This is a genomic window from Brevibacterium sediminis, assembly GCF_013623905.1.
Classification (GTDB): Bacteria; Actinomycetota; Actinomycetes; order Actinomycetales; family Brevibacteriaceae; genus Brevibacterium; species Brevibacterium sediminis.
Window position 1 is genome coordinate 259,157 of record NZ_JABKDD010000003.1, and the last position, 15,764, is coordinate 274,920.

A 15,764-nucleotide genomic window follows, 5' to 3' on the forward strand; every position below is an offset into this window, starting at 1 on the left:
CGTGTCACGAACCGGAGGTTGACATGCATTTCCATCAGAACGGCTACGTGTCCGCGGACCCGCGGATCGAGGAAGCCGCTGGCTACGGGATCGAGCGCGCAGATGATCTGCCCGATGAAGTCGATGTCCTCATCGTCGGCAGCGGCCCTGCGGGGATGATCGCGGCGGCACAGCTGTCGCAGTACCCGCACGTGAACACTCGGATGATCGAGAAGCGCGATTCGCGGCTGGTCATCGGTCAGGCCGACGGCATCCAGGCCCGTTCTGTCGAGACCTTCCAGGCGTTCGGCTTCGCCGAGGAGATCATGCGCGAGGGCTATCACATCACCGAGATGGCGTTCTGGAATCCGGATCCGGAGAACCCCGAGAACATCATCCGCACCGGTCGGCCCAAGGATGACGAGCACGGCATCAGCGAATTCCCCCACCTCATCGTCAACCAGGCACGCGTGCTCGACTACTTCGCCCAGTTCGCCGCCCAGTCCCCCGGCAAGATCACACCCGACTATGGGATCGAATTCGTCGACCTCGCGGTCGACCAGGACGCCGCGGCCGCCTCGGCGAAGGATCATCCGGTATCCGTCACCGTCCGCTACACGGCCGGCGAGCGCGCCGGGGAGGAACGCACCATCCGCGCCGGCTACGTCGTCGGCTGCGACGGTGCCCGGTCGAAAGTCCGATCGTCGATCGGACGGACGATGTCCGGTGACCAGGCCAATCACGCCTGGGGCGTGATGGATGTGCTCGCGAATTCCGATTTCCCCGATATCCGCACCAAGTGCGCGATCTCGTCGAAGCACGGAAACATCCTCCACATCCCCCGCGAGGGCGGGCATCTGTTCCGGATGTACGTCGATCTCGGCGAGGTGCCCGAGGATGATGCGCGCAAGGTGCGGGCGACGAGCATCGACGAGATCATCCGCCGGGCGAATGCGATCATCTCGCCCTACAGCATCGATGTGAAGAACGTGGCCTGGCATTCGGTCTACGAGGTCGGGCACCGGCTCACCGATGCCTTCGACGACACCGACGAGACCGTGCCCGATTCTCAGTGTCCGCGCGTGTTCATCACTGGCGATGCCTGCCACACTCACTCGGCGAAAGCCGGTCAGGGAATGAACGTATCGATGCAGGACGGCTTCAACATCGCGTGGAAGCTCGGCCAGGTCATCTCCGGTCGGTCGTCGACGGAACTGCTGCGCACCTACTCGGCCGAACGTCAGGTGGCGGCGAAGAACCTCATCGAGTTCGACAAGGAATGGTCGACGCTCATGGCGACTCCGCAGGAGGAGCTGCCGGACAAGACCTACCTCGAGGACTTCTACGTCAAGACCGCGGAGTTCCCGGCAGGGTTCATGACCGAGTACACGGAGTCGATGATCACGACGCCGACGACTCATCAGGAGCTCGCGGCCGGATTCCCGATCGGCAAGCGGTTCAAGTCGGCTCGGGTCAAGCGCAGCTGCGATGCGAACTTCATCCACCTCGGACATGAGGCCCGCGCCGACGGTCGTTGGAGGGTCTATGTCTTCGCCGATCGGGCCGCTCCTGTCGTCGACGGCAGTGCTGGCAACTCGGGCGGTGAGTCGAAGGTGGCAGCTCTGGCTGCGTGGCTCGAATCGGATCAGGCCTCTCCCCTGGTCGCTTACCGCAGGGAGGGTGAGGACCTCGATGCCCTCGTCGAGCTCAGCGTCATCTACCAGCAGGAGCACAAGGAGTTCGCGTTCCCCGATGTGCCGAAGGTCTTCCGTCCGCATATCGGTGCCTTTGACCTCGAATACGTGGAGAAGATCTACGCGACCCTGCCCGACGAGGACATCTTCGAAGCCCGTGAGATCAGCCGCGATGGTGCCGTCGTCGTGGTCCGACCCGACCAGTATGTCTCTGGCGTCTTCCCCTTGGACGCACATACCGAGATCGGCGACTATTTCGCGGGAGTCTTCGAACCCGTGAAGTGATTTCGGAACGATTCTGTTCTCAAACGCCTCCGGCTGGTGGTCCCTGGACTGCTGGCCGGACGCATTTGGTCTGCGTGAGGAGTCCGCAGATCCCAGCTGCGACGAGGGCTGCGGCGCCGATGAGCCACAGCCCGAAGCCGAACGACGGGCGACCGACTTCCATCCCTCCGGTCGGTGTTCCGTCAGGCAGCTGCCCGTCCCACATCAGCACCGGAGGACTGACGAGGTAGCTGAAGAGGACCAGGACGATGAGTGCTGCGATGATCACAGCTGTCACGTCCCACCAGCGGGCAGGGGCGAAGGCGGCCCCGAGCGCGGCGATGGCGACCACGAGTGCCCAGATGATCAGGAAGAACAGATCGACGTCACCGCCGTCATCAATCGTCCATTCTCCCAGTGAAGTCACTCGAATGCGCGGACCGTCGTCGTTGAAGCTGTCGACGACGGGGACGAAGACAGTCACGGTCCACACTCCGACCGCGGTGAACGGAAGCAGCCGGGCCCACTGCTGCAGCTTGCGTTGGCGTCTGCGGTTGATCTTTTTCGTCGGACGCTGTGCCTGCCTCTGCATCTGCCGGTCGATCCGCCGTCGATCGCTGAGGAGTCCGCAGATGCCTGCGGCGATGAGTGCCCAGCAGCCGATCGTCCAGAGATAATGACCTGCTGACGGATACCCGACGATAATGGCACTGAGCGTTTCACCGGTGGCGTCGGTGCTTTCGACGCGCTCTCGCGGAAGATCGATGACCATAGTCGCCTGCTGGATGAACAGACCGACTCCGACTGCCACCGACAAAAGAGGCCAGTGGGCAAAGGTGTCGAACCGTTTCGCGGTCGCTGCGCAGGCGAGAACGACCACCCAGGGCAGGATGACCCCCGGGGTGCGGTCGGCGAGATCGAAGGGTACCCGTCCGAACGATGTCACCGTCAATCGATCATCACCATGGTCGCCGCTGTCGAAGAGCGGCACCCAGATCATCAGCACCCAGCAGGCGAGCGCGACCCACGGCAGCCGCTGTGCGAGACGATGTGTTCGGTTCCCTCGGGGCCACGGGGTGATTCTGGCGTTTGCGCAGTGAGCGGGTGCTGCCTTCCTCCGCCTGACCTCGCCGAGGAGGCCGCAGACTCCCGCGGCCAGCAGACTGAGGCCCCCGATAGCCCAAAGGACTGCGCCCAGCGCCGGTTCGGCGACGACTATCCCGAAGACCGGGCGTCCGCGATCATCGACGGCGTCCCACATGAACGTCGGCATATTGGCCAACATGTCGGCCGATACGAGGAAGACGCAGACGCTCAGAAAGAGATTTCCCACCGACCATAGGCGCCCGACGACGTCCGGCCACGGGTGCGAATCGGGCCGAGACCTGACGGTGAGCAGGGGCGAAGCAGCCGCACATATGAGAACGCCGGCGGCGACCAGGACCATCGAGCCCCGAGCCTCATCGAGGTCGAACGGCGGTCCGCCGAGAGCAGTGACGATGATGCGCGGCGGCTGCGGCTCTTCCGACGTGTCCTCAGGGCTGGCAGCCACTGGAACCCACAGCATGACGATCCACAGACAGAGAGCTGACAGTGACAGCGCTTGCGCGAATCGCACAAGCAGTCGGCCGGATCGAGCCTCACCCGGCGGGACCATGACGCTTCGACATGCAGCGTTTGATCCGTTCACGACGGTGATGATCCTGTTGGGCGGCTGCGACCAGACCACAGATACCAGCGGCGAAGAACAGCAGGCTGCCGAGCACCCAGAGGCCGAACCCTGCCGCCGGGTAGGCGACCTCCATGCCTCCTGTGGGCATGCCGTCGGCCGTCTGCCCGTCCCACATCATGATCGGCGGATCGGCGACCATCTGCAGGAGTCGCAGTCCCAGAACCGTGCCCAGAACGATGGCCGCGATCGACCACCACTTCGACGCTGACAGCAGCCAAGCAGTGAACGCGCCGGTGAGGATGACGATCCAGAGCACGAGGTAGACCTCGTCAAGGTCGTTCATATCGATCGGCGAGAAACCGAGAGACGTCACGCGGATCTGCATCGATCCGGGGCCTCCGCTGTCGAGGACCGGCACGAAGATCGTGATCACCCAGCAGGCCACCGCCCCTAATGGGAGCACACGCGCCACGAGGTTGAGACTTCGCCCCCGCGCCGTCGTCAGTCGTGTGCTTCCGCTCTTACCCGCCCTGTCCATAACTACGATTCTCTGCAGTGTCCGTGTGACAGGTGTTCCCGCGATGTTCCAGATCCGACACGCGGCTCAGTCGGGCCCGAACACCATCCGAACCAATTGCCTTTCGACCGGGCTGCCGTTGCAGTCCTGTGCACTCGGTCGTCGGTGCGCATTGCGGCTACGCCAACCGGCGATCTTCTCGGCACGAGTGCAGTAGCGGGGTGGCAGCTGCTCGGGCAGCACGCACTTCGGTTCGATCGTCTGGTATTCGACCGGCTGGTCCGGCTGAGCCGCCTCTTGCGGTTGGTCTTTCCCGACCACTCTCCTGGCCTCATCCCTATCGGGTTCGAGGAAACGGGAGAAGGTCTGCCGCCAATCCGGCCCCGGCGGCGAACCACCCGGTTCGGACACCGCTTTTGGACGCGGGAACCGCATGCGGCGGACCACCGCGGGCGTGGTCACCTCGTACGATCGTCCGCTCGGCGTGGTGACGCGCAGCCCGTCCGCTGTGGCCTCATGCTTCCACCCGGGATGTTCCTTCGCGTAATTGCAGGATGCACACAGACCTGAACCGTTCTCCCAGGTGGTAGCTCCGCCAGCGGCAACGGGAAGGGCATGATCGGCATGCCGGATCGGGGCGTCGCACCACGGTGTCCGGCACACATCGTCGCGGAAGGTGATCATCTGCCGCAGTCGGCCGGTGAACTCCCGACTCTTCGCATCCATCCCCACCAGCTGCCCGTCGTCGGGACGAGTGAAGATCCGGCTGATGAACATCTTCGCTTCGTTCGCGACGATGAACTTCCGTGCCGTCTGCGCCGGCAGCGGTCCGAACCCGGGCAGCCAGGCGGGTACGAGCCCGTCCGAGAGCAGAGATTCGGCCTCGACGAGCACATGGATCTCCGCAGGCACCGCCGTCGCACTCGTTTGGCCGCTCAATCGTTCGACGAAGGTGTCGGCGAGCACCTGCTGGCGATTCCGCCCGCCCGCGTCACCGGCGGCAGTGATCGACTCGGCGCCGGCACGGAGACTCTCATAGGCGGCGACGGCCTGAGCCAGCGGCAGGATCGCAGAGATCCTGGCCATCCCGTCATCGATCACGGTCAGATTCACACGACGATTGGACTCAGCTCTCGCCGCCCGCTTCGCGGCCGCCTCGGCGTCCATCTCCGCACTGAGCGCACGCACTTCGGCGCGCAGGCTGCGCAACCCGGACGGTTCCAGACTGCGCTTCATCCGCGTGTCCACCTTGCGCCGATCGGCGGCGGCAAGGACCGCGGTCTCATCGACCATGATGCGCGCCTTGTCCTCGGAGATCTCCCCCTTGGACAGGGCTTTGAAGGTATTGGGCATCCCGATGACGATCGAGCGGGCGGTGCTGAGGAACTTCCGCCCCGATCCGGGCGAGACCTTCTTCGCCAGCCCGACCTCGTCTCCGGCACGTTTTCCGCAGTCGATCGCGGGCACCCTGTTGTGCCGGTCCCGCTCGATGCGCAGCGCTTCGAACGCCACTGCCTCCCGCGACTGTGCGGCGACGACGGCAGACTTGAGCTCCTCGAGCGCAGTGATCCGCTCGAGTGTCTCAGCCTCGGTGCCACCCGGGTCAAGACCGCGCAGGAGCTCACCGAACCGAGTGATCTCGGTCAGCGGATCCGGAACCGGCGCTGGTTCCCGTGCGGGGTCGACGTCCATATAGAAACGGTACCCGTCGGCACTGACACGACTTCGCGAACGGCCCCGAATGACCCAATACGGCCAGGTCAGACCCTATTTCAGCCTCAGCCGACTCCGCGCTGGATGCGGTTGAGAATCATGTCCATGGCGACGATGTTGTGGCCGCCGTCGGGGATAATGAGGTCGGCATTGCGCTTCGACGGCTCGACGTAGAGTTCGTGCATCGGCTTGACCGTGCCCAAGTACTGGTCCTCCACCGACTGCAGCGTCCGCCCACGGTCGACGACATCGCGTTTGATCCGGCGCAGCAGACGCACATCGGCGTCGGTGTCGACGAAGAGCTTGATGTCGAGCAGCCGGCAGATGCGCGGTTCGGCGAAGATGAGGATGCCTTCGACGATGATGACCGGCGCGGGTTCGACGCGCGTCGTCTCGTCGCTGCGGTTGTGGATCGAGAAGTCGTAGACGGGGCTGTCGACCGCCTCGGAGTTCCGCAATGCGGTGAGATGGTCGACGAAGAGGTCATTGTCGAAGGCATCGAGATCGTCGTAGTTGACCTTTTCGCGCTCCTCGTAGGTGAGCTCGTCGCGCCGCTTGTAGTAGTTGTCGTGGAAGAGCACGGACGGCGGTCCTTCGCACTTGTCCAACAGCGCCTGAGTCAGCGTCGTCTTTCCGCTGCCGGTTCCGCCGGCCACGCCCACAACCAAAGTCTCCACGGCACAAATATAGACCACGACCCCCGCCGAGGCGGGTCCCGGCTTCCGTACTCACCCGAGGCTGCGGGTCAGCTGGGTCCACAGCTCCTGGTCGAAGCGCCGCCTGCCCAGCAGACCGGCCATATGTCTCACCGCATTGTCGACCTTGCCGCGCCAGACCTCGATCGCCGTCTTCGCATCCGCTCGGCTGAGCGCACGGAACATGGCCCGATCATCGCTGACGATACGGTCGCTGGCCGGAGAATAGTCGAGCTGCAAGATGGAGATGAACAGACGCAGCCGCAGAGTCAGGGCTTCGAAGGCACGCGCCGATTCCCGCAGACCCGAAGCACGGGCCAGTTCCTGCTGGAAATGGAGGTCGGCGTCCTCGACATCGATTCCGCTGCGCGTCGGCGCCGAGGCTTCGACCTGTCGCAGGGCCAGCTGCACGGGCACGAGGTAGCGCTGCGGACGCAGGGCCAGGGACCTGAGCACAACCTCCCCGATGGCCATGCGCGCGGCGTAGAGGTCGAGCACGTCGACGGTCGTGATTAGAGGAATCCGCGCGCCGCCGCGGGATCCGTCGAGCAGTTTGTCATCGACCATCCTTCGCAGCGCCGCATCGACCGAGGCCCTGGGCACCTGCATTCGGCGGGAGAGCAGGCGCGGATTGATCCGGTCCCCCGGCTCATATCCGGAGTCGATGATCTCCTCGCGCAGCGCGATCGCCAGATGCTCGGTGATCGATCGGGTCTCCTTCGGCAGCCACGACGATATCTCCATTGAGTCAGAAGTAATAGAACTTCTCTGAGGCTCGTACGGAGCCGATTCCCACCACAGCACACCTTCGAGTCCGTTCCGGACGCGGTCGGCGAGCAGATCGAGCAGAGACCCGGGAATGTCCTGACACTCGCCGAGGCGGCTCTTGAGTACGGTGACGAAATCGTCGAATTCCGCGCACGCCCTCACCCGGGCTCCCGCCCCGTCGGAGAGGTCGTCAGGAACCTCGCCGAGGGGGTCGAACACGAGGAAGTCACCATCACCGTCGAGCAGGGCGAGCAGTTCGGCGGTTGGCACCTGCCGATGCTCGCTGTCGAAGCGCTGCGCCCACCGCCCGACGCCCGCGGTGCGCAGGGCCGCGGTGATTCCCGCGATGCGCCGCTGAATTCGCCGAGGCGGCACGATCGTCGCGGACTCTCCACGATCTCCGCCCCCACCTGCATCGTTCCTGCGAACGCCGACGATGACGAGGGGAAACCCGCTGGCCGCGAGGATGAGCTCCGAGGCACCGGCCACCTCGGCGACGGGGACCGTCAGCGCCCGCACCGACCGGGAGACGATGCTCTGACTCAACCCCGTCGCCTCGGCCAGGGCACGAGTCGAATAGTCCCGTCCGGAGATCCTGGCCCCCGCGGTGGCGACGAGTGCTTCGACGACCCGGTCAGCGGTCTCCTGGATCGGCGGGCGGCCGCTGCGGGGACGATCCGCGAGGTCGGATCGGCTCGCCCAACGACGCAGGGTCGACGGCGATGCTCCCGTGCGCGCGGCCGCCTCGGCGAGGGTCGACGTCGTCAGCAGCGCCACGGCGTCACGACGGAACTCAGCGGAATACATCACTCTATCTTAGGACTTCTGACTCAAACATTCACGGCGGTCGACTCCATCTCTTCACCCCCGGATTTCGGCGGCGCATACTGATCTCACACCCAGGTTCCACGGTCAGCGCCGACGCGTGAGAGCACCGAATCCGAGCACCGAAGGAGCACAGTTGCTGCACACCGAAACCGACCTCGCCACGCTCACTGCCCAGTCGATCGACACCGTCCGCCGGTGGCTGCGAGTGTCGACGTCGATGACCACGGCGAAGAACCCCGCGGCCGAACGCCTCTCCGCCGTCCTCTCCGACGACAACGGCCTCGACTTCACCGTCGGGTTCGTCGATCGGGTCGTGCGCACCGATGATGTCCACGCCGCCGCCGACGCCTTGACCGAGGTCGGCAAGCTAGCCCCTGAGACGATGTCGTACCTCGACCGTGCACAGATCAAGGCCGGTGCCGCACTGGCCAAGATCGCCCCGCAGGTCGTCGTGCCCGCCGCCCGCACTCGCCTGCGTCAGATGGTCGGCCACATGGTCGTCGACGCCCGGGACAAGCAGTTCGGCAAGACCGTCGCCGCCCTCACCGCCGACGGTCACAGGCTCAACATCAACCTCCTCGGCGAGGCCGTGCTCGGTGACGGCGAAGCCGACAATCACCTGGAGCAGACCCACCGGCTGCTCGCCCGCGACGATGTCGACTACGTGTCGGTGAAGGTCTCCTCCGTGGCCTCGCAGATCTCGATGTGGGCCTTCGACGAGACCGTCGACTATGTCGTCGACCGCCTCCGTCCGCTCTACCAGCAGGCCGCGAAAGCCCCGACCGGCGCGAAGTTCGTCAACCTCGACATGGAGGAGTACCAGGACCTCGAGTTGACGATCGCGGTGTTCACGCGACTGCTCTCCGAACCAGAATTCAAGGATCTCGAGGCCGGAATCGTCATCCAGGCCTACCAGCCCGATGCGCTCGGAGCGGTGCAGCGGCTGAGCGAATTCGCTTCCCGCCGTGTCGAGAACGGCGGAGTCGGGATCAAGGTCCGCCTCGTCAAGGGCGCGAACCTGGCGATGGAGACCGTGCACGCCGAAATCGCGGGCTGGCCTGCAACGACGTGCGATTCGAAGCAGTCCACGGACGCGAACTACAAGCGAGTCCTGCACTGGCTGTTCACCCCGGAGCGGATGAAGGGGCTGCGCATCGGCGTGGCCGGGCACAACCTCTTCGACATCGCCTTCGCCCACCACCTCTCCGTCGAACGCTCCGTGACCGACCGCGTCGAGTTCGAGATGCTCCAGGGTATGGCCAGCGAACAGGCCGCCGCCGTGACCGAGGACGTCGGAGACCTCCTCCTCTACGTTCCGGCCGTTCATCCGAAGGAGTTCGACGTCGCGATCTCCTACCTCGTGCGCAGGCTTGAAGAGAACTCTGCGTCCGAGAACTTCATGTCCGGCATCTTCGACCTCGCCAACGGCAACGACGTATTCAAGCGCGAAGCCGACCGGTTCACCGCGTCGGTCGACCAGCTCGAATCGATCCTCGACACCGAGGGCGAGACCGCACCGGCCCCGAACCGCCACCAGAACCGGTCGACCGAAACACTCGGCGAGACCGTGGTGCCGACCCAGTTCTTCAATGAGCCCGACACCGACCCGTCCCTTCCTGCCAACCAGGAGTGGGTGCGCAGCATCATCGCCGAGGCGACCGCCCCCGGCTACCTCGACGATCGTCCGAACGCGCCCAAGGTCGAGTCCACGGACGAGCTCGATGAGATGATCGCCCGCGGTCGCGCCGCGGCTGCCGACTGGCGGGCCCTCGGCGCCGCCGGTCGCGCCGAGATCCTCCACCGCGCCGCGGACATCTTCGCTGCCCGTCGCGGCGAGTTCATCGCCGTCGAGGCCGCGGAGGTCGGCAAGATGCCGTCGCAGTCCGATCCCGAGGTGTCCGAGGCCATCGACTTCATCCGCTACTACGCGCTGAATTCGCTCGAGCTCGAGAACATTGAGGGCGCGACCTTCACTCCCGATGAGATGGTCGTCGTCACTCCCCCGTGGAACTTCCCGGTGGCCATTCCCACCGGCGGAACCGTGGCGGCGCTGGCGGCGGGATCTGCTGTCATCCACAAGCCGTCGAAGCCGACCCCGCACTGTTCGGCGCTCATCATCGACTGCCTGTGGCAGGCCGGCGTGCCCAAGGACGTGCTGCAGCTGTGCGCTCCGGTCGAGCGGGACCTCGGCCAGCACCTCGTCTCGCATCCCGACGTCGACCGGGTCATCCTCACGGGTGCCTCGGAGACCGCAGCGATGTTCAAGTCCTTCCGACCCGAACTCCACGTCAATGCAGAGACCTCGGGCAAGAACGCCCTGGTCATCACCCCGGCGGCGGACCGAGACCTCGCCATGGCCGACCTCGTGTATTCGGCCTTCGGACATGCCGGACAGAAGTGCTCGGCCGCCTCGTTGGGCATCATGGTCGGTTCGACCTACGATTCCGAGCGCTACCGTCGCCAGCTCATCGATGCCGCCTCGTCGATGGTCGTCGACTGGCCGTCGAATCTCGCATCGACCATGGGTCCGCTGACCGAGGATCCCTCGGACAAGCTGCGTCGGGCGCTGACGTCGCTCGAACCTGGAGAATCCTGGCTGCTCGAGCCCAAGCAGCTCGACGATTCGGGTCGTCTGTGGAGCCCGGGTATCAAGGACGGGGTCAAGCCCGGTTCCTTCTTCCACCTCACCGAGGTCTTCGGTCCGGTGCTCGGTCTCATGCATGCCAAGGACCTCGATGAGGCCATCGAGTTCCAGAACGCCGTGGACTTCGGCCTCACCGGCGGCATCCATTCCCTCGACCCCGAGGAGGTCACCACCTGGCTCGACCGCGTCGAGGTCGGCAATGCCTACGTCAACCGCGGAATCACCGGTGCGATCGTGCGTCGGCAGTCGTTCGGCGGCTGGAAGCAGTCCTCGGTCGGCCTGGGTTCGAAGGCCGGCGGGCCGAACTATCTCATGCTCTTCGGCCACTTCGCCGATGCCGGCAGCCAGAATCTCGAGGCGGCCAAGGCCGATGACAAGCGCTGGTTCGAGGCCGAATTCGGTGCGGCGAAGGACCATACGGGACTGCGCGCGGAGGCGAACATCTTCCGCTACCGTCCTCGGCCGGTCACCTTGCGCGTCACTGCCCAGGCGAGCCTGTTCGATCTCGAACGCTCCCTCCACGCCGCCACCACGGTGGGGTCGACGGTGCAGCTGTCCGTCGCCGAGGATGTGCCCGCCGAGGTGAAGATCGCCGTGACGAACGCCGGTGTCCCCGCCCGCACGGAGTCGGCGGATCTGTTCGCCGAGATGGTCGGACAGGGTCGCTACGACGACACGGTGGGTGCCCGCATCCGCGTCCTCGGTCGGTTCGAGGACGAACTGTTGGCTGCGGCCGCGCCTCGCCCGGAGGTCGCGATCATCGATGAGCCGGTGACCACCTCGGGGCGGGTGGAGCTGCGGTACTACGTGCAGGAGCAGGCGGTGTCGATGACCCTGCACCGCTTCGGCAACCCGAGCCGCGACTTCCACGAGCTCGCCGCCACCCTCACCTCCTAATTGCTACCTGACGGCGGCCCAGCAACCTCGCGCGAGGTTGCTGGGCCGCCGTCAGGTAGTTCTGGGGCAGGGCGGGTTGTGTAGGATGAGTGCCACCCGTGGCACTCAGTGGACTGTTCGACTGTTCACAAGTTGTTCACATCTTCGCCGCTGTCGTCGATGAGTGAGCCGCTAGGGTGCAAGGGACTGCGTACGTGATCATCACGGTGCGCACAGCCGCTCATCCGCCCGAAAGGCTCCCATGAAAGTCACGACCACCCTCTCTTCCGCCGCGGCGCTCAGTCTCGTCGCGGGCCTGGCCCTCCCCCTCGCACCGGCAGCCGCAGCAGATGCCGCCGCAGACAGCGACATCCACATCTCCGAAATCGCCTACACCCTCGCGACCGACTTCATCGAAGTCGCCGCCGACCCCGGCACCGACATCTCCGGGTGGACCTTCGGTTCGGTGACACGCGGCGGCAGCGTCCAGGCGCAGGAGAACACCGTCACCGTGCCCGAGGACACGACGGTCGGCGATTCCGGTGCCGTCGCGATCGACGTGTCGATCACGAACTCCGTCAAGGCCGGTTCGGCCGCCGACGGCGAGTACGGCTCGAGCGCCTTCGTCATCGACGATGACGGCGAGCTGGTCGACTTCCAGCAGATCGGCGGCGTCGTCGACGGCAAGGGCGTTACCGGCACGAAGAACACCTTCACCCCCGCGCCCGTCATCGGCCAGGAAGCCGAACCGACCGGTGCGACTGCCGCCGGCGGCCAGTCGATCCAGCTCACAGGCGACGCATGGAAGTCGGCAGCCCCCACCCCGAACGCCCTGCCCGACAGCAGCGACGGCGGAGAAGGCAACGACGACGATGGCGACGACGGCGAAACTCCCGAAGGCGTCACGCCGATCGCCGACATCCAGGGCACGGGCGACGCCAGCCCCATCCAAGGCAAGACCGTGACCACCCGCGGTGTCGTCACCGCCGCCTACCCCGAGGGAGGGCTGAACGGCTACTACATCCAGACCCCGGGCACCGGCGGAGCCGACCGTGCCGACGGTGCAGCATCCGACGGCATCTTCGTCTACTCCCCCGACACCGTCGCCGATATCAGCATCGACGACCACGTCGAGGTCACCGGCACCGTATCCGAACACTACGGTCAGACCCAGATCTCCGTATCCGCGTCCGGTCTCAAAACGGTCGACGAACCCGCCGAGGCGGTCAAACCCGTCGAAGACGCCTTTCCTGCAGGAGATGAGAAGCGCGAATCCCTCGAAGGCATGCTCCTGCAGCCGAGCGAATCGCTGACCGTGGCCGACAACTACAACACGAATACGTACGGCGAGGTCGTCCTCGCCACCGGTGAGGGCACGCTCGACCAACCCACCGACGTCCACCGCCCCGGCACCCCCGAGGCGAAGGCTCTGGAAGCCGAGAACCTCGACCGTGAGGTCGTCCTCGACGACGGCGCCACCGTGAACTTCCTCAAGGCCGACAAGGACATCCCCCTGCCCTACCTCAGCAAGGAGGACCCGGTCCGCGTCGGTGCGCAGGCGAACTTCACCTCCCCGGTCGTGCTCGGCTTCGATCACGAGAAGTGGCGATTCCAGCCGACGACCCGTCTGACCGGGGACAACGCCGAGGCGGTCCAGCCGACCACTTTCACCGACACTCGCACCGAGGCCCCCGAGGCCGTCGGCGGGCAGGTCAGCCTCGCCAGCTTCAATGTCCTCAACTACTTCACCACCACCGGTGACCAGCTCTCTGGCTGCCAGTACTACGACGACCGCGAGGGCAACCACATCACCGTCCGCGGCGGCTGCGATGCCCGCGGTGCCGCGAATGCGGAGAGTCTCAAGCGTCAGGAGACGAAGATCGTCACCGCGATCAACAAGCTCGACGCCTCGGTGGTCTCGCTCATGGAGATCGAGAATTCCGCCGCGTTCGGCAAGGACCGCGACGACGCGCTGGCGACCCTGGTCAAGCGCCTCAACGAGGCCGCCGGAACCGAGAAATGGGACTTCGTCGACTCCCCTGCCGCCGTTCCGTCCGATGAGGATGTCATCCGCACGGCGTTGATCTACCAACCCGCCGAGGTGGCCCCGCAGGACGAATCCACGATCCTTGATGACCAGGATGCGTTCTCCAATGCCCGCGAACCCCTGTCCCAGGCGTTCGCGCCGAAGGACGGTACCGGTGAGGTCGAAAAGGACAAGACCTTCGTGACGATCTCCAACCACTTCAAGTCCAAGGGATCCGGTTCAGGTCCGGGCAACGAGGACTCCGGTGACGGTCAGGGCGCGTCGAACGCCGACCGCGTGAAGCAGGCCGAAGCGCTCGTCGGGTTTGCCGGTGACCAACAGGAGGCAACGAACAGCGACCTGGTCTACCTCCTCGGCGATTTCAACTCCTACACTCAGGAGGACCCGATGCAGGTCTTCTACGAGGCCGGATACAAGGACATCGCGGCGGAGAAGACGGACGAATCCACGTATGTCTTCGGTTCGCGCACAGGCAGCCTCGACCATGTCCTCGCCCTCGACGCCTCGGACGAAGCCGACGGTGCAGGCACGGAGGCAACGGCCTTCGGCTCCGTCACCGGGGCCGATGTCTGGAACATCAACTCGGTCGAGTCCCTGGCGCTCGAATACAGCCGCTTCAACTACAACGTCAGCGACCTCTTCGCTCCGGACCAGTTCCGGGCTTCCGACCATGATCCGGTCGTCGTCGGCCTCTTCGACTCCTCAGATGAAGGCGGGGACGACGACGCCGGAGCAGACGCTGCGGAAAACGCCGACGCCGACGGTTCGAGCGACCACCCCGGCGGAAAGAACGCGGGGAAGAACGGTGGCAAGAACGGCAACCATTGGGGCAGCCGCGACGGTGATCACCCTGGAGGCAAGAACGCCGGGAAGAACGGTCGCCACAACGGTTGGTGACGCTTAGTCGGTGACGGCCACCTGCCCCCGCATGAGCACTCGTGCCGTGCGAAAGAGGGAGGCGGCCGTCACCGTGTCCGCGTCGAAGACGGCACCGACCGTGACGACGCCCGAAGGGGTGGCCAGCCGCACTTCCGGCCCGACATTTTTGTCTTCGTCCCCGGTGTCGGACCCGGGCCTGGAGCGTCGGATGATGCGGTTGATGATCGTGTCCGGGATCTGCGCGGCCGCGGCCAGGCACATGGCTCCGGTTCCGGGCACGGCTTTGTGCGTCTGCCCCATGGAGATCATTCGCACGAGCAGGTCGGCCTCCTCGGCGGCCAGGGTCGTTCCGTCGAGCAGTCGGGTGGGCTGTGGGGCGGTGACCACGGCGACCTTCGGCACGACGTCCGGCGCTTCCTCCGGTGACTCACACAGCCCCATCCGCACAGCGGCGTTGCGGCGCAGCTCCGCGATCATGCCCATCGCGTGCTTGTTCGCGTCGATCTCCTCCGGAGATTCGGTGCCCTTGAGTCCGATCGCAGCACCCGGGACGATGACGACGGGCAGGGTGGCGTCGACGAGGCTGACCTCGAACATCGCCCCACCGGCAGTGATGGACTCGGCTGCCTTCCCCGTCGGTAGGAGTCCGGCGGTGCGGCTGCCGGCCGGGTCGGGGTAGATGAGTTCGAGCGGTGCGCCCGTTCCGCTGACTCCGGGCAGCACCAGATCTCCCGTAACGTCGGCCTGCCCATCGACGACGCCGAGGCCGACGTCGACGAGTTTCTGCGTGTTCGTATTGAACAGCCGGAAGACATGCCATCCATCGGCTGCGGAGATCAGCCCGGCCGACAAGGCGAAGGGCACGACCCCGGACGACAGATTTCCGCAGTTGCCGGAATAGTCGACGGCCGCCTCGGTGACGGAGACCTGACCGAACGTGTAGTCGAGGTCGACCCCATCCCTCGCCGAGGCGGCCACGACGACGATCTTCGACAGCGAGGAGATTCCCCCGCCCATTCCATCGAGCTGACGGCCGAACGGATCGGGCGAGCCCATCGCCTGGCAGAAGATCGTGTCCCACTCCGCCGTGTCCCCGTCGGGACTCAGCGACGGCAGCGCGGATTCGCTGAAGAACAGTCCCTTGCTTGTGCCGCCGCGAACGAACGTGGCATCGATCCACCGAGTCAT

9 protein-coding genes are annotated in these 15,764 nt (G+C 65.5%); 3 read left to right on the top strand and 6 right to left on the bottom strand.

Features of this window, described 5'->3' with window-relative positions; all coding sequences use genetic code 11:
* Nucleotides 1–23: 23 nt before the first annotated feature.
* Nucleotides 24–1,958: an FAD-binding monooxygenase gene (locus HK108_RS07300; protein ID WP_181271002.1), complete on the top strand. Its 1,935-nt coding sequence runs from the start codon at nt 24–26 to the stop codon at nt 1,956–1,958.
* Nucleotides 1,959–1,977: 19 nt separating this feature from the next.
* On the opposite strand, the gene HK108_RS07305 is transcribed toward HK108_RS07300, so the two are convergent.
* From HK108_RS07305 to HK108_RS07325, 5 genes are all read right to left on the bottom strand, one after another.
* Entirely contained in the window at nt 1,978–3,504 is a 1,527-nt protein-coding gene (locus tag HK108_RS07305; RefSeq protein ID WP_181271003.1) for a hypothetical protein, read from the bottom strand.
* Nucleotides 3,505–3,577: 73 nt separating this feature from the next.
* Nucleotides 3,578–4,081, bottom strand: a complete 504-nt coding sequence (locus tag HK108_RS07310; protein WP_181271004.1) for a hypothetical protein — start codon at nt 4,079–4,081, stop codon at nt 3,578–3,580.
* A gap of 132 nt (nt 4,082–4,213) precedes the next feature.
* The gene (locus tag HK108_RS07315) at nt 4,214–5,818 is read right to left on the bottom strand and encodes an HNH endonuclease (RefSeq protein WP_181271005.1); all 1,605 of its coding nucleotides are present in this window, start codon (nt 5,816–5,818) and stop codon (nt 4,214–4,216) included.
* An 86-nt stretch (nt 5,819–5,904) separates the two neighbouring features.
* Nucleotides 5,905–6,516, bottom strand: coding sequence for a uridine kinase (gene udk, locus HK108_RS07320; RefSeq protein ID WP_139469259.1), 612 nt, complete (start codon nt 6,514–6,516; stop codon nt 5,905–5,907).
* 51 nt (nt 6,517–6,567) lie between these two features.
* A complete protein-coding gene (locus HK108_RS07325) occupies nt 6,568–8,109 on the bottom strand; it encodes an FCD domain-containing protein (protein WP_181271006.1) in 1,542 nt (513 codons plus the stop codon).
* A gap of 154 nt (nt 8,110–8,263) precedes the next feature.
* Here HK108_RS07325 and HK108_RS07330 point away from each other — a divergent pair, with 154 nt between their 5' ends.
* Together HK108_RS07330 and HK108_RS07335 are read left to right on the top strand one after the other, a co-directional pair.
* Nucleotides 8,264–11,671, top strand: coding sequence for a bifunctional proline dehydrogenase/L-glutamate gamma-semialdehyde dehydrogenase (locus HK108_RS07330; RefSeq protein WP_139907087.1), 3,408 nt, complete (start codon nt 8,264–8,266; stop codon nt 11,669–11,671).
* Nucleotides 11,672–11,912: 241 nt separating this feature from the next.
* Complete coding sequence (locus HK108_RS07335; RefSeq protein ID WP_181271007.1) at nt 11,913–14,594, top strand: ExeM/NucH family extracellular endonuclease; 2,682 nt, start codon at nt 11,913–11,915, stop codon at nt 14,592–14,594.
* 3 nt (nt 14,595–14,597) lie between these two features.
* Here the strand turns inward: HK108_RS07335 and HK108_RS07340 are convergent, their stop codons facing one another.
* Nucleotides 14,598–15,764, bottom strand: coding sequence for a PrpF domain-containing protein (locus HK108_RS07340; RefSeq protein WP_181271008.1), 1,167 nt, complete (start codon nt 15,762–15,764; stop codon nt 14,598–14,600).

Bases quoted from the DNA above. Each gene is read 5' to 3' on its own strand.
- HK108_RS07325 (WP_181271006.1), bottom strand. From the start codon at position 8,109: ATGTATTCCGCTGAGTTCCGTCGTGACGCCGTGGCGCTGCTGACGACG.
- HK108_RS07300 (WP_181271002.1), top strand. From the start codon at position 24: ATGCATTTCCATCAGAACGGCTACGTGTCCGCGGACCCGCGGATCGAG.
- HK108_RS07340 (WP_181271008.1), bottom strand. From the start codon at position 15,764: ATGACTCGGTGGATCGATGCCACGTTCGTTCGCGGCGGCACAAGCAAG.
- HK108_RS07335 (WP_181271007.1), top strand. From the start codon at position 11,913: ATGAAAGTCACGACCACCCTCTCTTCCGCCGCGGCGCTCAGTCTCGTC.
- HK108_RS07305 (WP_181271003.1), bottom strand. From the start codon at position 3,504: ATGCTGTGGGTTCCAGTGGCTGCCAGCCCTGAGGACACGTCGGAAGAG.
- HK108_RS07315 (WP_181271005.1), bottom strand. From the start codon at position 5,818: ATGGACGTCGACCCCGCACGGGAACCAGCGCCGGTTCCGGATCCGCTG.